Here is a 21737-nt window from a genome sequence, read left to right as displayed (position 1 = left end):
CGGAACGCAAGGTTATGTTTGAGGTTCTGAATTACAGCATTGGGGAGACATGCGCTATGGATATGAATTTGCTGGGAAAAACGGCCTTAGTAACAGGATCAACCAAGGGAATCGGCAAAGCGGTGGCCATGGAGCTGGCTGGAGAAGGCGTGAATGTACTGATTAACGGCAGAAGCCGGGAGGAAGCAGAACGGACTGTGGACGAGATCCGCAAGGCATTTCCGGAGACTTCTCCGCAGGCTGCTGCAGCAGACCTTACCGATATTACACAGAGGGAAGCTTTATTTGAGAAATACCCGCAGGTGGATATTCTGGTGAATAATATGGGCATCTATGAAATCATGGGCTATGCCGACGCAACCGATGAGATCTGGGAAAAGTATTTCCGTACGAATGTGCTCGCCGCCAACGCATTATGCAGATTCTATCTGCCAAGAATGCTGGAAAATAACAAGGGCCGCGTAATTTTTATTGCGAGCGAGGAGGCGGTCATGCCTTCAGGCCAGATGCCGCAGTATGCAGTGACCAAATCAGCGCTGCTCTCCCTTTCCAGAAGCTTGTCCAGATTGACCGCCGGGACCGAAGTGACAGTCAATACGATCATGCCCGGACCGACACTGTCTGAAAAGGTGCAGCAGATCATTGAGGGAATCTACGCCGCTGACAACATCCCCTTTGCGGAAAAAGAAAAGAAATTCATGGCGGGGAACCTGCCGCAATCGGAGCTCCAGCGCTTTATCAGACCGGCTGAGATCGGGAAGCTGGCGGCTTTTATCTGCAGCCCTTATGGAGCGGCGTTCAGAGGCTCGGCTGTCCGGATGGACGGGGGAATGGTGCCGACGATTTATTGAGGCGATCAGGATAGACAGTTCTTGTAGAGTGAATGTGCGGTAAAATAGGCAGATCAACTGCCGGTTTCCCGGCAATAAATCTGCAAGTATGGCACTGCATGTATTGCACTGCATGTATTGCGCTGCAGGTATAGCACTGCAGGGACTGCTCATCAAGCTAAGTGGAAATTTGCCATCTAATTTTACAGTGAGCGCCGCTATCGGAAAACTAGATGGATAAACACCACTTAATATCGCCGAGAATGCAACTGAAGCGAGAAAAAGGCTAAATTAGGTGGCGTTTTTCCACCTAATGTTCGAGAGTTCAGGAGAAAGCCGGATTTAAGTAGCAAAAATCCAACTAAATGTGGATGAGCGTCCATTCCCCATCCTCCGGATGGAATTTTGCAAAACATAGTAAGTGACAGCAGCAGCCCCGGACTATTTGTTAGCCTGAGGCTGCTGCTATTTGTATTAAGGATAGCCAGTGGCGCGTCCTCTGTGCGGCCCCTAAGCCAGCTCGATCACAGCCATCTGGTGATTCTCAAGATGCGGGACAGTGTAAGTGATCCCGCCGTTTTGCTCTGCCGTAAACGGCAGACCGGTCATCGCCGGAGCCAGGTAGACCCGCTTGACGGCTGCAGGGGACGGGAGCCGCAGACTGACGGAGACACCCTGCAGCGGCACGATGTCCTCGATCACCTCGATGCGGCCCTTCAGCGCCGGAGCCGCATAGAGCAGATGGTTCACGTAGCGGCGCTCAGCCTGCTGATACTGCAGGGTGGTGATGCCCCGCGCCGGGAGGCTGGTGCGGAGGACAGGCTGCGGCACCAGGCGGGACAGCGCATGGAGCACCATCTCCTTGAGGATGAGATGGCCGCCGTCCGCATATTCGCTGAATACATCCCAGGCGATGTAGATTCCGCTGCCGCTTTCGACCATGGCCGGCCCGTTGTCCTCCCGGGCACCCGGCGTGTGCTGGTGTGAGCAGAAGGTGAAGACATCGCGGTTGAAATACGGGTTCTCCAGATGGCCCAGGGCGTTCCCGCCGCTCAGCTCCACCAACTGGCCCTCGCCGTACATGACAAAGGAAGCTTGCTGCAGCGCAGCGGGTGTAAAGTGCGGACGGAAATAGGACGGGCGGAACGTATTCGTTCCCAGCCAGTTCACTCCCAGGTCCAGCGCAAAGGCATCCCCGGCCGGGTTCAGGCCGGACCGTCCGGTAGCCAGCACCTTGCCGCCTGCGGCGGTAAAGGCGGTGATGGCTGCCGCCAGCTCCGGCCAGACCGGTACCTCATCCGGCAGCACCAGCACCTTGTAGGCCGACCAGTCACTATCTGTATCTACGATGTCATACAGATAGTGGCCTTCGGTAAGGATGCGTACCGCTCCGGCATCGGCCAGATTGCGCGCTCCCTTCAGCGCCTGGCCGCCCGGGCAGGCTTCGCGCGCCGCCTCCAGGGACAGGACGGCGATGTCGGCAACGGAGGTAACGCCGCTGCACCATGGCTCCTTCGACTCGACCTCGGCATAGGCGGCGCCGATCAGGGCATAGGTGGCTTCATCCATCAGGCCGGAGGGGTGAAGCTGGTCGCCAATGGAGCATTTGGCACCGTGGGCGAGGCTGAGCGCGGCTTCATAGCGCAGCGCGTTCGGATGCTTGTAGCCGCCGAATTCGCCCCAGGAGGTATGGAATTTGCCGGTCATGCCGAGAAATTCCAGGCCGAGCGGCTGGGCGTATCGGGCGGACAGCGGGAAATGGTCGTACCCCCAGCCACCCGTCGGGAGCGATTCCAGCTCAAGATGGGTGTTGACATGGACGAGGTCACGCCGGCCCCGCTGCTGATGGCCGTTGTTGTGATAGACAGGCAGGCCGGGCTTCACGGCGTCGATGGTCTCGCGGACGCGGCGCGCATAGTTGAGGTAGGTTTGCTCGCCCAGGCGGACGACTGCCTCTTCGTCGCGCGGGTCTTTGCCGTCAGCCCGCAGGGCGGCTACGCAGTACTGGCAGCGGCACTTGCGCGCGCCGACGATATCGAGGAAGATGCCGTCTGCATCGTAACGGGTGACTACCTCATGAATCTGGGCCAGGAGAATATCCAGATAAGGCGTGCCCAGGCAGAACTCGTGGTAGCCCGGTGTCATGAAATCCTTCACCCAGCGCGTACGGTCCTCCGCGTCGCGGATCAGCCATTCGGGATGGCGGCGGGCCAGCTTTTCATCCAGGCCGGCAGATAAATAGACCGGTGTGCGGACCCCGATTTCATGGGCAGCTTCTATCATTTCCCCCAGCAGATCGAAGCCGAGATGCGGATGGGTCTCATTGGCTTCGCTGGGATGGTAGGCCCAGCCGTGATGGCATTTGGAGAACACAGTGATGGAATCGACATGACCCGCGCGCAGCATGGACTGAAACTGGGCTTTGCTGAAATCTTTTCCGATGCCGGGAATGGCCTCGGAGGTATGGAAGTCGAGATGAACCTGACGGAAACGCATGGATGAACAGCCCCTTATAGAAATTGGATGTAAAGCGATTCCCAGTCAATGTACCTCTTTTCTGCAAGCGCTACCAGTGATAATATAGACTTGAAATAGCACAAAACCGACTTTGGGATAAGGAGGGGATACGGTGCACTGTCTGGAATTTACGATTCCGCCGCTGCCGAAGTTTGTCACGGTGGGACTGGCCGTCTGGTCGCCGGGTGACCGGCATTTTGCCCGTACCTTCGGGGTATATGATCTGCTGCTGGTCAAGCGGGGAACGCTCTACATGGCTGAACAGGGGAAGGAATACGCGATCGGCCCGGGCAGGCTGCTGGTGCTTGAGGCAGGGCTGCCGCACGAGGGCTACAAGGTCTGTGAAGAGGATACGGAGATTTACTGGGTGCATTTCATCCATGAGGGGAAGCCGGCTTATATCCTGCAGGAGGAGATTCCCTGGTCTGCACTGCTGGCCAAAGGAACGGTAGAGGATGAGGAGCCCTCTGCACAGCAGCGGCTGTACATGCCGAAGTTTGCTGCCGTAGACGTAGAGGCGCTGGAGCCGATTCTGGATGAGATGAACGAGATTCACAGCCGGCTGAACGCCGAGAATGCCCTGCGGCTGCATGTTCTGCTGGCCGAGCTGATGGCAGCCCTTCAGGCGGAATGCGCCCGCACGGCGCTGCCGGAGCCGGCGGTCCGGCTGGCCCGGGCAGCGGCGGCTTATCTCGACAGGCATTGGAAGGAGCCGTTTCAGGTGACAGGGCTGCAGGAGGAGCTGCATTTCCAGGCGGATTATATTACGAGATGCATGAAGCAGCATATCGGGACAACGCCGCTGCAGTATGTGCTGCAGCGGCGGCTGGAGGAAGCCAAGAAGCTGCTCGGCGGCACGGTGCTCAGCGTCTCCGATATTGCCGAACGGATCGGCATCCGGGATGCCAACTACCTGACCCGGCTGTTCAGCGCAAGATTCGGCATGACCCCGGTAGCTTACCGGAGACGGCTGCGCCAGCGGGATGAAGCCGCGGCAGCAGGAGAGGGCAGGGAGTGATTACCCGCGCTCCCCGGAGCCGTTGATCCGCCCGCGGTATTCGGTAGGCGTGCAGTTGAAATGTTTGCGGAACTGGCGGGCGTAATAGTTCTGGTCGTGGAAGCCGCTGTCCATAGCAACCTGCAGAACCGGAAGCTCGGGATTTTGGAGCAGTGTACAGGAATAGTCCAGCCGTTTGCGGATGACATAGTCCATGGGAGTAGTTTTATAATTCCGGGTGAAGACCCTCAGAAACTGGCGGGTCGACATATACGCCATATCCGCCATGGACTGCAGGGTGACCGGCTGGAGGAAATGCTCCTCGATATAGGTGACCGCCTCACCGATGCGCAGCGCCTTGTTGTCCTCGCCTCCGCTGCTGTTCTGATAATAACGGGAGAGCATGCCCACCAGGGCGGTAAAATAGGTGCGGACCATCAGGCGGTAGCCGTTCTCCCGGCGCTCATGCTCACTGAGAATCAGATCAAGCAGCCGTGTAGCCTCCAGCAGCTGTCCGGCATCCAGCGAAAGCATGCCCTTGAAATACATCTCCTGGCGGTAAAAGGGCTCGATGTAGAACAGCGCCTGGAAACCCGGAAGTAGCCTGAGCTCAGGCTGCTGCAGCAGCTCCTCGGGCTGGAACATCACATTCACATACTCAATATCCTCGACATTCTTGTAACCATGGGAAACACCGCTGTGGATCAGAAAAACCTGGCCGGCCGTAACCGGATACTCTCTCCCCTCGATGATATGCACGGCGCTTCCCGACAGAATGACGACAAGCTCAGAGAAATCATGGCTGTGTACATAGTAATCATGCGTCAGCGGACATTTCTGGATCCGGAAGGTAAATCCGGGCTCAAGTCCGATGTCCCGCGCTAATAATTTGGTTGTCATGGCAATATTATGCTAAGGAAGGGCGATATCGTCAAGGCGGAAAAGGGCAGGCGGCGCTACCATTAGGTTGCGGGCATACCGCCGTTAAAGGAAGCCACACGCCTTCGCGTAATTGTCAGGAGGGAAAAGCATGCTGCATTTATTTACTGATAAAGAAACGGAAAACCAGAATTCCGTACAGCCGCACGTCCTGTTTCTTGGAGACAGCATCACGGCTGACGGTCAATATATCCGGCTGGCCGGAGAATGGCTGAAGGAGCACCGGCCGCACCCGGGAGTCCGGCTGACGGCACGGGGAGTGCCAAGCGAGACGGCCTCGGGACTCAGCGAAGCGGCACATCCGTTTCCGCGTCCGTGTATCCATGGACGGCTCACAAGGGAGCTCGCCGAAGCCTGCCCGGATGTAGCCGTAGCCTGCTACGGGATGAATGACGGAATCTACCATCCCTTCTCCGCTGAAAGGTTTGCGGCCTATCAGGACGGAATGCGGCGGCTGAGTGCACAGATTCATGAAGCCGGGGCCAAGCTGGTCCTGCTGACTCCGCCGCCGTTCGATGCCGGGTCCATGAACGGCCCGCTGCTGCCGGCGGATGCGGATGATTTCAGTTATCTGACCCCCTACAGGGATTACGACCGGGTGCTGGAGCTTTACGCGGACTGGCTGTTAGCCGGCGGCTGTCCGGCTGATCAGATCATCGATCTGCGCACGCCGCTGGTGAAGCACATCAGGCAGGAACGGTCGCTAAATTCCGCTTACCGTTACGGTGACGGGATTCATCCGGATGCCTCCGGCCACCGGGTGATGGCGCATACGCTTTTACAGGAGCTTTTTGGTGCAGAGCCGGAATGATGGCCGGATGTGCGCCGGGAATAACAAAAGGTGCCCCAAAGGGCGGATTGACAGGCAAAATCAGCCGGGATTATAGTTAGGTCACCTAAGCGCAGGGGGAGTGAACCCATGAATGTACTCCAGACGATCCGTTCACGCAAATATCTGCAGCGGATTTTGCTCAGCTTTATGCTGGTGGTTGCCACACTTGCTGTTGCCTCGCTTTTTTTGAATGCCAGTGCCCGCAGCCGGGTGCTCAGCCTGCAGAATGAAGCTGACCGGAAGCTGCTGACCCAGATCAACTATAACGTTGAGAATATGAATGGCATCGTGAGGGATCTGGCCGTATCACTGTATAACGACGAAGAGCTGCTCGCGCTGAAGTCAGGGGCAGATTACAAGCAGAGCATTCTCAAAATAGAACGCCTGAATCATACCGTCGCCTCATCGCCGTATCTGCACGCCGCAGTATTCTATAACGGTGCGCAGCAGCGGTTCTTTTCGTCACTTAACCATGACATCAACAACAGTGTCCTGTATGGGGCATTAGAGAGCTATATGGCTTCAAGGTCCGGTCTGCCGAAGCTGCAGCTGATTCCCCTGGATCTGGACGGCAACAACGACGGGATCGACGTGTTTGCCTTCTTTCTTTATGACGGGGATGCGCTGGGCTCCATTAATGACAATGTGCTGATTCTGACGGTGAAGCCGGACTGGATGCTTGATAATGTGAAAGCGCTTAATCTGGTGGCGGAGCGGCAAAACGATGTGCTTTTCATTACTGACAGCGAAGGCGAGGTGCTGATCTCGACCGACGGGCTGCTGCCTGCAGGACTTAATATTAAGCAGGACCTGCTGCCGCGGCTTACGCCATCGGAGAAGCCGGTGGATTCCTTTATCTACAATCATGAAGACCGGAAATACAAGGTCACTTATTTAAGCAAGGCGCTGAATAACTGGCAGATTGTCAGCCTGCAGGATTATGATGTGGTGCTGGGCAGCGTGCGGCAGATGAAATGGACAGAGGTGGCGGTAACGCTGTCCGTGGTTCTGCTTGCGGTCATGCTGTCCGTGTTCTTTTCGCTGCGGCTGTATAAGCCGGTCGGCCAGCTGCTGACGCTGGTGCCGCAGATTGAACGCGGCACCCCGCAGGGCCAGGATGAACTGTCGCTAATTGCAGCCAATGTAACGGAGATGATCGGCAAGCTGAAGGGGCTGGAGCAGGAACGGGCCTCGCAGTCGAATATTGCCAAGGTGTATCAGCTGCGCAGCCTGGTCGGGGCAAGCGGAAGTGTAGACGAGAATGCGTTCCTGCAGATCAGGGAGCAATATGGCATAGATATTGCTTATCCGGCGCCGCTGCGGCTCGCCCTGGTGCAGATTGACGATCTTCAGGGGCTTGCCGCCGGCCAGGGCGCTGCGATGGAGTCCCTGCTGTACTTTGCCATTGCTAACATCGGCCAGGAGCTGCTCAGCCAGGACGGCTCGTGCGAAGCTGTAGATATGAAAAGCGGGCACCTCGTCTTTATATGCGGCAGCGGAGCAGGAGCAGCAGACCAAACAGCCGCAGCCGTTGGGCTGGAGCAGCTGGGCGGACGGTTCAGAGAGCTTCAGCAAACCGTTCAGGCGTATTACCGGATTACATTTACGGTTACGCTCAGCGAGATGTTCACGGACTACCGCAGCATTACCCGGCATTATAATCTGGCCGTCCGCCATTCCCATTACCGGATGATCTACGGCAAAGGGGCGGTGCTTGAGCCGGAGAATCTGCTTGAAAATGAGCAGAATGAGACACTGCGCATCCCGCAGGAGCTGGAGCGGCAGCTGATGGAAGGGCTGAAGGGCGGCGATCTGCAGGAGACGGAGCAGGCGATCCGCAGCTGGCGGGAGCTGCTCGGCAGCTTCAGCTACGAGAATATGTTCTCGGCGGTGCTGCATCTGGCAGTTACCCTGAGCAATACACTCGGTGAGATGAACAGCCATAACGTCAATCCCGTATCCGTCAACCTGCAGGCCATTAACCGGCGGATTCTGGAGAAAGAGACGCTTGATGAAATCGAAGCCGTGCTGCTGGAGGTCGTGCGCGAGGTTGCCGAGCAGCGCCGGAGCGGCCGCGAGGACAAGAGCCGCCTGCTGGCGGAGACCGTGAAGGAGATTATCGACCGGCATTATGCCGACCCTGACCTGAATGTGCAGCGGATCGCCGACATGCTGAAGATGAGCTCCGTTTATCTGGGCCAGGTGTTCAAGGCGCAGGAGGGCATAACGGTTGTTGACCAGATCAATGCGGCGCGCCTGGCCTATGCCAGGGAATACCTCGAGCAGAAGGATTTGACCGTGACAGAGATAATGGAAAAGGTCGGCTTCGGCAACGAAAGCTATTTTTACCGGCTGTTCAAACGCCGCTACGGGACGACCCCGAAGGAATACCGCCTGAAATCAGCGATTGACCGCAGCAAATAATAACGGAATGCCGGGCCCGCGAGTGAGATTTTTTCATTCAGCGGGCCTTTTTGGCCTTTTGCCGCACAGCCGCAGCACGCCTCTGTCCGGAAGCAGAAATCAGGGAACTGTACAGTCCGGATTTACAGCATTCTTGCGATTGTACAGTACCGTAAATGCTTGCTGCTGCGCTATTCTTAGGCCATGCAAAGCCTGACACACAGGCAGCCGTTAACGAAGAAAGGAAGGGGCTTTGGTTATGCAGAAGAACGTCACACTTACCGGGCAGAGGGCACATGCGGGTGCACCGCCGGGAAAACGCAGGAAGTCATGGGCGGGAAGAGAGCTGCATCATTTTAAGAACAACCGCGAGCTGTTTCTGCTCTCCCTGCCGGGGATTTTGTACAAATTGATTTTTGCCTATATTCCAATGATCGGCCTGATTATCGCCTTCAAAAACTACCGTTATGATCTGGGCATCTTCGGCAGCGAGTGGGTGGGGCTGGATAATTTCCGTTATTTGTTCACCACCGATACAGCATGGCGGATTACCCGCAACACCGTTCTTTATAATACCGCTTATATTCTGGTGGGGACCTCGGCGGCGCTGCTGCTGGCGATCCTGATGAACGAAATCAAGGCCAAGGTAAGCAAGTTCTACCAGACTGCGCTGTTTTTGCCCCATTTCCTGTCATGGGTACTTGTAGGGTATGTCGCATACGCCTTTCTGAACCATTCCGACGGCTTCATCAACCGCACGCTGGAATCGTTCGGCCTTAATCCGGTCAGCTGGTACCAGGATGCCGCGCCATGGCCGGTTATCCTCATCCTGGTGCAATTATGGAAGGTAGTGGGCTTCAACACGCTGATTTATTTTGCCGGCATTATTGGAATCAACAGTGAATATTACGAGGCGGCGCGGATCGACGGGGCGACCAAACGGCAGATGGCGTTCAAAATCACCATCCCGCTTATGGCTCCAATCATCATCATCATGTTGATCCTGTCTATCGGCAATATGTTCCGCGGGGACTTCGGCCTGCACTATTTTATCCCGAACAATTCAGGCTTTCTCTACGGCTCTACAGATATTATTGATACTTATGTGTACCGTGCGCTGCGTGAAGTCGGCAATGTGAGCATGTCTGCGGCTACAGGCTTTTACCAGTCGGTTGTCGGTCTGGTGCTGGTGCTGACGGCCAACGGAATTGTGCGCAAAGTCGATCCTGATAACTCTCTATGGTAAGGAGGTGCCAGACAGTGGCCCGAAAATTTGAATTCTCCAAGCTGTTCATTAATCTGCTGTTTACGGTGCTTTCCCTTGTAGTCATTCTGCCGTTTCTGCTGGTCGTTGCCGTGTCGCTGACGGACGAAAAGTCGTTGACCGCCAACGGATACCAGTTCATCCCGGAAAAATTTAGTCTGGACGCCTACCGTTATCTGCTGGACGCCCCGGATATCCTGTTCCGTGCTTACGGGGTGACCATCACCATAACTGTAGTCGGAGCGCTGTTAGGCCTGCTGCTGACCGCGATGACCGCGTACGTGATTTCCCGGCAGGATTACCGGTATAACCGGGTGACTACCTTTTATGTGTTCTTTACGATGCTGTTCAGCGGCGGGCTCGTTCCCTCCTACATCCTCATTACGCAATACCTGCATCTGAAGGACAGTCTGTGGGCGCTGATTCTGCCGATTCTCCTCTCACCGTTCAACATTATGGTTATGAAAGGGTTCATGTCCAAGATTCCGCTCGAGATCATTGAATCGGCCAAAATCGACGGGGCGCGGGAGTTCCGCATCTTTTTCCGGATCATCCTGCCGCTCTCCACTCCGGCGCTGGCGACACTCGGGCTGCTGATTTCCTTCACCTACTGGAACGAATGGTTTAACGCGATGCTCTACATCGATGATCCGAATAAGGTGCCGCTGCAGCTGCTGCTGGTGCGGACGCTCAACAGTATCGAGTTTCTCACAACCAATTCGGAGTTTACCGGACAGCTCGGCATTGATTTGTCCAGCTTCCCGAACAGCTCGGCGCGGATGGCGATTGCGGTGCTGGCCGGCGGACCGATGCTGGTGATCTTCCCGTTTTTCCAGCGGTTTTTTGTCAAAGGGCTTACGGTTGGCTCCCTAAAGGGTTAACATACAATCATGTACAAAGTACAGGAGGTCACACACATGAAAAAAAGGCTGTTTGGAGTTCTGGCGCTCGTATTGCTGGCAGCATCGGTGCTTAGTGCCTGCGGCGGCAACGGCAACAACGGAAACAACGGGAACAGTGCAGGGGGCACTGCCACGGAAGGCGCACAGACGGCGGCTCCGGCTACGGATTCGGGCACAGAGGAGCTGAAGCCGGTCGAGCTGACCTGGTATTATCCGCTGTCACAGCTGCAGGCCGACCAGGCCAAGGTGCAGGAGGAAGTCAACAAGATTGTGAAGGAAAAAATCAATGCCACAGTCAAGCTGATGCCGGTCGCTGTCGGTGACTATGTGCAGAAGATGAACACGGTGCTGGCTGCAGGCGAGAAGTTCGACATTCTCTGGACCGGTTACATGCTGAAGCCGGAGGAGCTGGTCCGCAAAGGCGCCATTCAGCCGATGGATGCGCTGCTGGAGCAATATGCCCCTGAGCTGAAGGCCGATGTGCCGCAGGTGATGTGGGACGGTCTCTCGGTGGACGGGGAAATCTACGGGATTCCGAATCAGCAGATCAACGGCTCGCGTTACGGGTTCATTATCCAGAAGCGTTTTGCCGACAAGTACAATCTTGACACCGCTTCCATCAAAAAAATCGCCGATATTGAGCCGTTCCTGGCCCAGATCAAGCAGAACGAGCCGGACATTATTCCATTCGGCGTATTCGGCACCTCCTTTATTAATCCGCAGTCGCATGACGACCAGTACTGGGTAGTTCCGGGCCTGGATGACCATTTCTATATCAAAACCGACGATCCAACTTATACGCTGCACCGTTATCCGGAAGAGGAGCTCGACAATTTCCGGCTGGCCAGCAAATGGTATAAGGAAGGGTATATCTACAAAGATGCCGCTACCGAGAAAATGAACGATTATCTCACCAAAGGCCAGATTGCCGTTGACTTCAACGTGACGCTCAAGCCGGGTGTTGAAGCGGAGGTAAAAGCCAAAAACGGCGGCAACGAGGTCATTACCGTTCCGCTGAGCGACTGGTTCTCCAACGGCTATTCGGCAACGACTAACCAGTCGATCAGCCGTACATCTGCTAATCCGGAACGGGCCATGATGCTGCTGAATCTGGTGAATACCGACAAGGAGCTGTACAATCTGCTCTGCAACGGCGTAGAAGGTGTCCACTATGAGAAGACAACGGGCGACTACATCAAAGCATTGCCGGATTCGCGTTATGTGCCGAATATGGACTGGGTTTTTGGCAGCGTCTTCAACTCCTATCTGAAGGAAGGCCAGCCGGAGAATGTCTGGGAAGAGACCAAGAAGATCAACTCTGATTCCGAGGTTAACCCTGTCGGCGCCTTCAAGTTCAACTCCGAGCCGGTCAATACCGAGATCGCCAACCTGAACGCCGTATGGGGCGAATACAAACGCGGGCTGGTTACCGGCACACTGGATTTTGAAGAAACCTGGCCTGTGCTGTACGGCAAGCTGAAGGAAGCCGGCGAAGAGAAATATGTAGCGGAAGTAACGAAGCAATTCGAACAGTTCCTGAAGGATAAGGGCCTTAAGAAGTAAACTCTAGAGAGACACTGCAATACCGGAGAAACCTGCTGCTCAATGACGGCTTTGCCCATTCAAATATGCCGGCAAGGCCGTCTCATTTCAAAAGATAAGAATTGATATGCTTCGCGCAATAAATGTTACTTATCTTTCTCGCTGAAACGGATACCGTCCTCATAAGGACGGCGTAGCCGTTTCCACTTGATACGAAAGGAAGAGGAGCTTTGGTGAAAAAAAGGTTGCTTGCAGCGCTTATGGCTGGTCTGCTGTTCATGACGACTCCCGTTCCGGCTTTTACTTCTACTGTGCTGGCGGAAGGAACAAACCCTGGAAAGATATTTTATGTAGCTACAAATGGAAGCGATTCCAATAGTGGGACGCTGAATGCCCCGTTTCTGACGCTGGAAAAAGCGCGCGATGCCATCCGTGCCCTGAAAGCGGAGGACGGGCTGCCGGAGGGCGGTATTACGGTCATGCTGCGTGAAGGCCGGTATGAGCGGACCGCAAGCTTTGAGCTGCGCCAGCAGGATTCAGGTGAAGCAGACAAGCCCATCATTTACACGGCTTATCCGGGAGAGTCCGTAACGTTATCCGGCTCTAAACAGCTGGCAAAGTCGGCGTTCGTTCCAGTTACTGATTCCTCTATACTCAGCCGCATTATCAGTCCGGAGGCAAGAACCAAGGTGCTGGCTGCCGATCTGGCAGCACTGGGCATTACCGATTACGGCCAGCTCAGCCGCCACGGCTATTATCTGGCGAATGATCTGAGCGAAGTGCCGCCGATGGAGCTGTATGTGGCCGGGGAAGGGATGACGCTGGCCCGCTGGCCGAACGAATCCACCGTCCAGATGGATGAAATTGTTGATCCGGGCCCGACGCGGCGAGATCCGAACGGGGAGGTCCACACGCGCGGCGGCACCTTTACCTACACGTATGACAGGCCCCAGTACTGGACACAGGCGGATGATATTTGGCTGGACGGGATTTTCGGCTACAGCTGGGAATGGTCGTACAACAAAATCGCCTCAATCGACACGGCCGCCAAAACGATCACCCTCCGTTACGGGGAGATGAGCGGGCTGTTCAAGAACTGGTATCCGGATTTTCATTTTGCGCAAAATCTGCTTGAAGAGATCGATATGCCCGGCGAGTATTATATCGACCGCAGCGCAGGCAAGCTGTATTTCCTGCCCAATGCCGGCTTCGCGGCTTCAGCAGACCCGGATATAGAAGTTACGATGCTCAAAACACCGATGATCAACGCGCTTAACGCCTCTTACATCGACTTCTCGGAGCTGGTGCTGGAGAACGGCCGCGATTCGGCTGCGGTAATTATGGGCGGCAGCCACATGCGTATCCTGAACAGCGAAATCCGCAATTTCACCAACAGCGGCGTGCTGATCAATACGCAAAGCCGGTTCTACTATAACAACTTTGAAGGCGCACCCGGGACGGATCACGACATTATCAGCACCCATATCCATCATATCGGCGGCACGGCCGTTACATTGACAGGCGGCAACAAAACAACGCTGCAGCCGGGAAACAACGCCGTGGAGAACTCGCATATCCATGATTTTGCCTATTATCACAAAGCCTATAATCCGGGGGTTCTGCTGTCCGGCGTCGGCAACCGGATGTCGCATAATGAGCTGCATGACGCGCCCCATCCCGGCGTGCTGATCTTCGGCAATGACCATATCGTGGACTACAACGAGATCTATGATGTATGTACTACCTTTTCCGACCTCGGCGCGATTTACATGAATGCGGGCGAGCAGCCCCATGAGCGGGGCACCGTCATTAAGCGGAACTATTTCCATAACATCGGGGAGAGCAAGGCGGGGGTAGAGGGCGTCTATCCCGACAACTTCACGATGGGGCTGACCATTGACGAGAATATTTTTTATAAAATGGGCAATTCGGCCATTAAAAACAACGGCGGCGCGCACATCCAGACCCGTAACAATATTTTTATAGACAGCAAAATTCCGTACGATTATGCCGATCTGTACCTCGGCGATGAGCCGGATGACCAGGTGCCTTTAAATTACATGCCGAAGTGGCAGGCGCTGTTCGCTGCGAATAACAATTTTACGGGTACGCCTTATATGACGAAGTATCCCGAGCTGGCGGACTTTTTCACGGAAAACCGTTATTATCCCGACACCAACACGTTCCAGGGTAATGTCATTTACAATCCGGTGGTAGCGCGCAGTGTAACAACCAATGTGTACGGGGCGTATGACAAATTCGGGCTGGTGCAATATGCGGATAACTGGGTGACCACAGCAGACCCGGGCTTCACCGATCTGGCCGGCGGAGATCTGTCCCTGCTTCCGGATGCAGAGGTATTCAGTGCGATTCCGGGTTTCCCGGACATTCCGTTCGCCGACATCGGCATCAACGGCAAAGCAGGGACAACGGCAGGACCGGACAGCTATCCGGTACAGGAGGTAGTGGTTTATGACCAGGCCATTACGGTAGACCGCTGGAAAACAGTCAAGCTGCGCACGGCTGTCCTGCCGTGGAATGCGGATCAGCCTGCGCTGACCTTCACCTCGGCAGATCCTGCTGTCGCATCTGTGGACAGTGCCGGTGTTGTTAGCGGAGGGACGGTTGTAGGCAGCACGGTGATTACGGTGGCTTCAGCGGAGAATCCGCTGCTTACAGCCCAGGTTAACGTGACCGTTGAGGCGGGCGACGGTGTAATGGACTTCACCAATTTCGAATCGGGGGCGAACGGCTGGAGCCAGGATGCCTACCGCAGCATCGAGAAAATGGACGGGAACCGCTGGTACAAGGTGCTGAACGGGGCTTCCTCACTCAGTGCCAAAAGCTTCTCCGAATATGAGCTGAGCTTCCGGCTCAAAACGCCGGCGGTGATGGGGGATAATGTGACCCTGTATGTGTTTGACCGGCAGGCCGGCAGCGGCTCCAGTCGGATCGGTTATAAAACACGGGCCGATGGAAGCTCCGCCTGGCTGCTGTACAATTCCGCCTGGACGGTGCTGAAGGAAGTGAAGCTGCCGGAGCATGACCTGCAGCCCAATACGGAATACAACGTCAAAATGCTCGTAAAAGGCGGAGACATCAGCCTCTATCTGGACGGCGCCTTCCGCCTGAAAGGCAATGACCCCGGACATAATGCGGCGGGGAAGGTCGGCTTCTATGTCAATAATGTCAGCCACATGCTGTTCGATGACATCCAGTTCAAGGCACCGACCACGGAGCTGGCCGGAATCATTCCGGCATCAAGCCAGGTACGGCTTGCCGCAGGGGAACAGCAGCAGCTGCAGCTGACCTTTGATCCATCGGATACACCGGACACGGGAGTTACCTGGCAGTCGGCCAATCCGGCTGTAGCCACTGTAAACCAGACGGGAGTTGTCAGTGCGGTGTATGAAGGAAACACAGTGATTACAGCTGTATCGGCAGCAAATCCGCTGATTAAGGCAGACATTGCCGTAACCGTGTCCAATGTCATGCATGAGACTACCTTTGAGAACGGCGGCAATGGCTGGCCGGTTGACCCTAACCGCAGCATCTCAGCAGATCCGGATGGAAACCGGCGCTACAAGCTGCTGAACGGGGCGACTGCTCTGCTTGAGCGCAGCTTTACGTCCTACCAGCTGGAATTCAAGCTGAAGACACCGACGGTGATGCCGGATAACGGGATACTCTATCTCTTTGACCGCCAGGACAGCGCCGGCTCGACCCGGATCGGCTACCGTACCCGGGCAGACGGCACCTCGGCCTGGATTCTGTACAACACTGCCTGGCAGAAGCTGACCGAGTCCGTCCTGCCGGGACATGACCTGCAGCCGGATACGGAATATACGGTGAAGCTGACGGCGAAGGACGGCGACATCAGCGTATATGTTGACGGTGTACTAAGGCTGACCGGCACCGACCCCGGCCACCGTCCTTCGGGCAAGGTCGGCTTCTACACCAGCGGCTTTGAGTATATGCTGTTCGACGACATTGTGTTCTCGGTTATGCCTTGAGTGGTTGAGTATTGGTGCAAGTGTTAGAAGGCAAGAGGGCAAGAGAGTAGGAGAGCAAGAGAGCAAGAGAGTAAGAGAGTAAGAGAGTAAGGAGCAAGAGAGTAAGAGAGTAAGGAGCAAGAGAGTAAGAGAGTAAGGAGCAAGAGAGTAAGAGAGTAAGTGAGTAAGGATGCAAGAGTTGTAAGAGTGCTTAGAGGCTGGTGGTGCCCTCCCTGCGGGGAGGGCTTTTTAGTTTCTGGCGGCGCAGGCAGGAAGACTAACACTAAACGACACTGGTACTAAACGACACTGGAACTAACAACATAGGCACTAAAAGACACCAAATGGCGTACCCCTCACCCCCGCGTGCCCGAGTGATTGTACTTTGTGCAACAGAATTCTCACTAGACGACCGGAAATTTCATTCTATTGCATTCCGTACACAAAATACAACAGAATCCGTTTTTAGGCTAATTTAACCGTTATCTGTTGTACAAAATGCAATAGAACCTCTTATCTTTCATCCTGCCGAATCCCTGCATTCTTTTATAGGCTGGAGGACAGGTTTTATCGGTTTAAAGCGTGTCGTTATTATGCTAAACATAGTCAGCATCGTCAAGGCGGTACCGGTTTGTATACGGTAACATGAAAGAGAATACAACGTTTGGGAGGTGCAGCATGAAGCGCTGTTTGTATAGGGCCGAATGGCTCGGGGAAGAGAAGGAGTCGGCTGCTTTTTTCGGGAGCGGCGGGCTTTCTGTTTCGCTTAAAGAAGCGATGGTGCGTCTGCATGTGGATTATTTAAGCCTGTTTGCCGCCGGTAAACAGCTGTTTCTGTATTATGAGTACCTGGCAGAGCCGGCCACACCGGAGCAAATGCTGCCTGAAGCTGGACAGCAGCTTGCTGCCTGGCCGGGAGGAGAGCCGGGGCGGCGCTGGGCACCGCTGGCCGATATTTTTCATTACCAGCGGCCTGTGTCGGCGGAGCATTGGAAGCGGCGGAATACTGCGGGTAAGCCTTACGGCCGCCTGGCTATGCTGAAGCCGGAAGCGGCGGCGAGCTACATTTACTACCATTATCAGTATCAGGAGGAACGGCCGGGGGACGGGGATAAGTACGGGATTATCGGGCTGCATGAGAATGTGCTGTTTTTTTATGCCGAGCAGCCGGACACCCGGGAGCCTGCGCCATATGAAGGGAAGCTGAAAACCTCGCTGCGTCCGGATAACTGGGCGGAAGTAATGGAGCCGCATTTTGTGAAATGGGAGGGTTCGCCGGCGGGGCAGGAGCTATGGAAGAACATGGAGCTGCTGCTTGAGGTGCGCTCTCTGAGCGGAAAGCGGGGGGTGCGGCATGCGTAATTTGTTTTGCCTGAACGGGGAGTGGGATTTCATGCCCCTGTACGATCAGCCGCAATGCCGCAGCCTGCCGGAGAACATCGTGTACGAAGAACGTAAGGTGCTGGTACCCTCCAGCTGGAGGCGGACCTATCCGCAGCCGGACGGCAAAACCTTCGGGAAAATCCCGGAATATGATTATGCACCGTTTGATCTGTATGGTTATCCGGTAGAATGGGATGCCGCTGAGGCAGGGGTGCTGCACCGCAGCTTCCGGGTTCCGGAGAGCATGGCGGGACAGCGGATCGTGCTGCGGCTGGACGGTATTATGCAGAAAGCGGTCATCTATATAGACGGGTGGGAGGCAGGTGTATGGGAGGACGGCTATCTGCCGCTCAGGCTCGACATCACTTCCAGGGTGGAGCAGGGGCGGGAGCATCAGCTGCATGTGGTGTGCAGCAGCTTTGACACGGTGCTTTTGCCGAGTGGAACGTCCAAGATCACCGGGCTGATGGGCTCCTGGTACGGCAGAATCAGCCGGGGGATCTGGCAGGATGTGTATCTGGAAGGCTATCCTCAGCTTGCGCTGGAGGATGTAACGATCCGCACCTCTGTCAGGGAAGGGCGGCTTGAGGTTCAGGCGCTGGCAGCCGGGGCAGAAGAAGTTGCGGCTGGCCGAGGTCCGTTAAAGGTAAGACTGAGCATCTGGGAGAAGGGTGTGCTGCGGCGGGGTGAGGACGGGGCGGAATTCTTTGGCGAAACAACTGCTGCCGGTCCGGTCCTGTCAGCGGAAGGTCCGGCAGAGCTTTCAGAAGTCGCATCTGCCGGGAAACTCAGGCTATGTGAGAACGCCCGGGACGGAGCAGTATACAGCGCCTCCTTCCAGCTGGATTGGGACAGTGCCAGACTGTGGAGTCCGGATCAGCCGTTTCTCTACAATGCGGTGCTGGAGCTGCTGGAGGGCGGAACGGTTATTGACCGTTACACTGAGGATTTCGGCTTCCGCGAATTTTGGAGCAAAGGCCCGCAGTTTATGCTGAACGGCATTCCGGTCAATCTGCGCGGTGATTCCTGGCATTTTCAGGGCGCGCTGCAGATGACGGAAGCTTACATCCGTAACTGGTACCGCATCTGCCGCAGCACCGGCATTAACAGCATCCGGCTGCATGCCGAGCCTTACCCGGCGGATTATCTGCGGATTGCCGATGAAGAGGGGATGATGATTGTCGATGAGACGGCCATTTACGGCTCGGGCAAATCGATGCTGGCCGACCATCCGGCTTATGTGGAGAACTGCCGGCAGCATGTGCGGCGGCTGGTCCGGCGTGACAAAAACCATCCATCCGTTATCCTCTGGAGCCTGCAGAATGAAATGCGCTGGGTGGACGGGCGGGACGGCTTCAAGCTGCACATGCCCGGCCTGATGGAGGAGATCCGCGGGCTTGACCCGACAAGGCTGATCATCGCCGAAGGGGACAACCGGCTGCTGGCCAAGGAGCATACGGAGGTGGAGAGCCGTCACTATAACATCGACGGAACCATCAGCCAGTGGGACCGGACGGCTCCGCTGACATTCGGGGAACACGGCGGCTGGTGGTATATCTGCCCGCAGAACAGCAGCATGTACACCGGCCTTGAAGTCTACCGGGGAACGGATGAGAGCACTGCGGGGCTGGCCCAGAAGGAGCGGCTGTTTGTGGAGTATGCCAGACGGCAAGGGGTATCCGGCATCTCTACCTTTAATTTCGCCCATTATTTCATGCGGGCGATGCCTGAACGAGAGCTGACACTGCCGCTTGCTGATCCGGCATCGCCAGGAGTGAAACCGAAGACAGTCCCTGCTTATTCACTGACGATAAACAACGGAATGCTGCCGGAGGAATATCCGCTGTATATTCCCAACCCCGCCTTTGCCATTATGGCGGAAGCATTTAAGCCCGTTACGATTATGGCAGCCGAGTACAACAGCTGGTTCTATGATGATAAGCCGGTTGTCCGCAGCTTTGATGTCTATAACGATACGTATTTGAGCCAGGATGTCCGGGTGGAGATCGTAATCCGCCAGGGCGGCCAGAGCATCCATGAGCAGACCTTCCGGTTCGTTCAGCAGCCTGCCGAACATAAGGTTATCGGGCTGGAGTGGATGCCTCTCCCTGCCGGTGACGGGGAACAGGCAGAGCTGACAGCACTTTTGTTCCATAACGGACAGCAGCTGCATGAGCTGTGTCTGGAATACAGAATGGTGTCCGCAGGCCTGCTGGAGCAGCCGATGAACCTCCGGCTGCAGGCAGCCTTTTACGGAGCGGACCGTGATTTCGCCTATATCCGCAGGCTGGTTCCGGGCTGTGAACGGGTGGACGCCGCTGAGGTGCCCGGACTTGCATCCGGTTCGCTGCTGATTATCGGCAGCTATGCGGAGGACGCGGACGGCACGCTTGAGGCCGGGCTGCAGGCCTTCGCCGCGCGCGGCGGCCGGCTGCTGCTGCTGGAGCAGAGCAGCCTGTCGCCCGGCAAGCTGCGGCTCTCGCGGCGGCCTTTCCTGCGCGCCCATGGCGGCAGCTATCGGCATCCGGTACTGGAGGGCTTCAGCGACAGCAGCCTCATGTTCTGGCATGCGGAGCTGCGTGAAGAAGGGCCCCTGCCGGTCATCCGCGCGGCCTTTGAGAAGCCGGTGACCGGCGATTTCACCCTGCTGCTGGAATGCAGCTCGGGCGATTTCGGCGACGGCGGCGATCTGTGGTCGCCGCTGCTGGAATACCGCAGCGGAGCGGGCCTGCTCCTGGCCAATCAGCTGGAGCTGATGGCCAATCTGGAGCAGGTCCCGCAGGCCTGCCTGCTGCTGCGGAACCTGCTGGCCCACGCCGGGGGCACCGCCGGCGCAGGCCAGCCCCTGCCCGGGGCGCCGCTGGCGCGCCCCGGCAAGTCCGCCGCCGCGCTGGTCCGCGCCGGCGGGGAAGCCGCAGCCTTCCTGGCGGGGCTGCGGCTGCGGTACACGGCGCTGGAGGCCCCAGCGCCGGCACTTCAGGGCGCGCCTGACGCAGCGGCGCGCCAGAACCTGCAGGACTTCGGCTTAATTATAGCCGAAGCCTGCCTGCTGGAAGCGCCGGGCACAGCCGCGGCGCTCCGGCACTACGCCGAGGCCGGCGGGCAGCTGGTGCTGCTGCCGGCTGAGCCAGGGCAGCAGGCGGCGCTCGGCGGCCTGCTGGACCTGCCCGTGCGCGTGGCAGCGCACGAGGCGTACCATCTGGCGGCGGAATATGATTACGCCGCCGTGCAGGGGTTCAGCCCTGTCGACCTGTTCGGCTTCGACAAGGTGTTTTTGTCGCCGCGCGAGGTCAGGAACCATGTGCTGGCTGAGTACAGCCTGGACATCCCGGGCGCGGATACGCTCTGCATAAGCGTCGAGGGAACAGCCTGGAAGGACTACTTCGTGCATGGCTACACGGCTGAATACAGCCGGCTGGCGCTGGTGGAGCTGAACCGCAGAAAGGCCCGCCCTGCAGGGACGTTCATGGCTGAAGTCAAGCTTAGCGAAGGGGCTGTAATCTGCTCCCAGCTGCTGACCGATCCCGGCAATGACAAGGCCGTCCGCCTGTATACCCGGCTGCTGGCCAATCTGGGCGCGTCCTTTGATGACGGCCTGCTGGACAGCGTGAAGGGGGACGGGGAATGGGCTGTGGAAACGATGATGGCCCTGCCCTGCCTGCCCCACATGAATTATGAAGAGATGAAGGCGTACTACATCGACCCGGAATTCTCATTAAATAATCTGGGCGAGGGCCTGTACGGCTGGATGCAGAAAAAAGAACGCCGCCCCGGTGACGGCACCCTGCGCATAGCAAATGCAGGGCATAACCGCTGGTTTTTGAGCTGTTTTGTGGATGTCCCGGAAAAAGCGGGGGAGGCCGCTCAGCATTACCCGGGCCGGCTCCGGATCAACACGGACCCCCCCTATGAAATCTACCTGAACGGTGAGCTTGCAGCTGAGCCGGAACGGGAGCTTGCGCTGCAGACCGGGCTTAACCGGCTGATCGTAATTGTGCAGGGAACGGGCGGAGACCTGGCGTTCGGCCTGACCTTTTTGAACCGGGATGACACCTATATGAAGGGCCTGGAATACCGTCTGACCCTGGATGAGGTTGAGCCGAAATAACCCCCATTACATTATAAAGGAGCTGAAG

Annotated in this window: 12 protein-coding genes; 10 read left to right on the top strand and 2 right to left on the bottom strand. The window is 56.6% G+C overall.

What is annotated here, in order from left to right:
- Window positions 1-56 precede the first annotated feature (56 nt).
- Complete coding sequence (locus tag BLR64_RS04590) at window positions 57-851, top strand: SDR family NAD(P)-dependent oxidoreductase (protein WP_090712617.1); 795 nt, start codon at window positions 57-59, stop codon at window positions 849-851.
- 489 nt (window positions 852-1340) lie between these two features.
- Here the strand turns inward: BLR64_RS04590 and BLR64_RS04585 are convergent, their stop codons facing one another.
- Window positions 1341-3326 carry an alpha-amylase family protein gene (locus tag BLR64_RS04585; RefSeq protein ID WP_090712615.1) on the bottom strand — a complete coding sequence of 662 codons (1986 nt, stop codon included), beginning with the start codon at window positions 3324-3326 and terminating at the stop codon, window positions 1341-1343.
- 133 nt (window positions 3327-3459) lie between these two features.
- Between BLR64_RS04585 and BLR64_RS04580 the strand changes: the two genes are divergently transcribed.
- A complete protein-coding gene (locus BLR64_RS04580) occupies window positions 3460-4365 on the top strand; it encodes a helix-turn-helix transcriptional regulator (protein ID WP_090712612.1) in 906 nt (301 codons plus the stop codon).
- On the opposite strand, the gene BLR64_RS04575 is transcribed toward BLR64_RS04580, so the two are convergent.
- Window positions 4366-5244, bottom strand: coding sequence for a helix-turn-helix domain-containing protein (locus tag BLR64_RS04575; protein WP_090712610.1), 879 nt, complete (start codon window positions 5242-5244; stop codon window positions 4366-4368).
- Between the two features lie 130 nt (window positions 5245-5374).
- On the opposite strand from BLR64_RS04575, the gene BLR64_RS04570 reads away from it, so the two are divergent.
- The 8 genes from BLR64_RS04570 to BLR64_RS04535 all read left to right on the top strand — a co-directional run bounded on the left by BLR64_RS04570 (window position 5375) and on the right by BLR64_RS04535 (window position 21709).
- Window positions 5375-6094 carry a GDSL-type esterase/lipase family protein gene (locus BLR64_RS04570; protein WP_090712608.1) on the top strand — a complete coding sequence of 240 codons (720 nt, stop codon included), beginning with the start codon at window positions 5375-5377 and terminating at the stop codon, window positions 6092-6094.
- A 108-nt stretch (window positions 6095-6202) separates the two neighbouring features.
- Entirely contained in the window at window positions 6203-8539 is a 2337-nt protein-coding gene (locus tag BLR64_RS04565; RefSeq protein ID WP_090712606.1) for an AraC family transcriptional regulator, read from the top strand.
- A gap of 238 nt (window positions 8540-8777) precedes the next feature.
- A complete protein-coding gene (locus tag BLR64_RS04560; protein ID WP_090712603.1) occupies window positions 8778-9764 on the top strand; it encodes an ABC transporter permease in 987 nt (328 codons plus the stop codon).
- Between the two features lie 14 nt (window positions 9765-9778).
- Window positions 9779-10663, top strand: a complete 885-nt coding sequence (locus BLR64_RS04555; RefSeq protein WP_090712601.1) for a carbohydrate ABC transporter permease — start codon at window positions 9779-9781, stop codon at window positions 10661-10663.
- A gap of 36 nt (window positions 10664-10699) precedes the next feature.
- Window positions 10700-12247 (top strand): ABC transporter substrate-binding protein, encoded by a 1548-nt coding sequence (locus tag BLR64_RS04550; protein ID WP_090712599.1) that lies wholly within the window; start codon window positions 10700-10702, stop codon window positions 12245-12247.
- Between the two features lie 212 nt (window positions 12248-12459).
- Window positions 12460-16239: an Ig-like domain-containing protein gene (locus BLR64_RS04545; protein ID WP_090712597.1), complete on the top strand. Its 3780-nt coding sequence runs from the start codon at window positions 12460-12462 to the stop codon at window positions 16237-16239.
- Between the two features lie 657 nt (window positions 16240-16896).
- Window positions 16897-17580 (top strand): hypothetical protein, encoded by a 684-nt coding sequence (locus BLR64_RS04540; protein ID WP_244157611.1) that lies wholly within the window; start codon window positions 16897-16899, stop codon window positions 17578-17580.
- The gene (locus tag BLR64_RS04535) at window positions 17573-21709 is read left to right on the top strand and encodes a glycoside hydrolase family 2 protein (protein WP_090712594.1); all 4137 of its coding nucleotides are present in this window, start codon (window positions 17573-17575) and stop codon (window positions 21707-21709) included. Before BLR64_RS04540 ends, BLR64_RS04535 begins: the two co-directional genes overlap by 8 nt.
- Window positions 21710-21737 lie beyond the last annotated feature (28 nt).

The sequence above is a fragment of the Paenibacillus typhae genome, from assembly GCF_900099765.1.
In the GTDB taxonomy this organism is placed as follows: Bacteria; Bacillota; Bacilli; order Paenibacillales; family Paenibacillaceae; genus Paenibacillus_AQ; species Paenibacillus_AQ typhae.
Note: the sequence above shows the minus strand (reverse complement) of the source record. Positions and strands in the feature narration are given on the sequence as shown.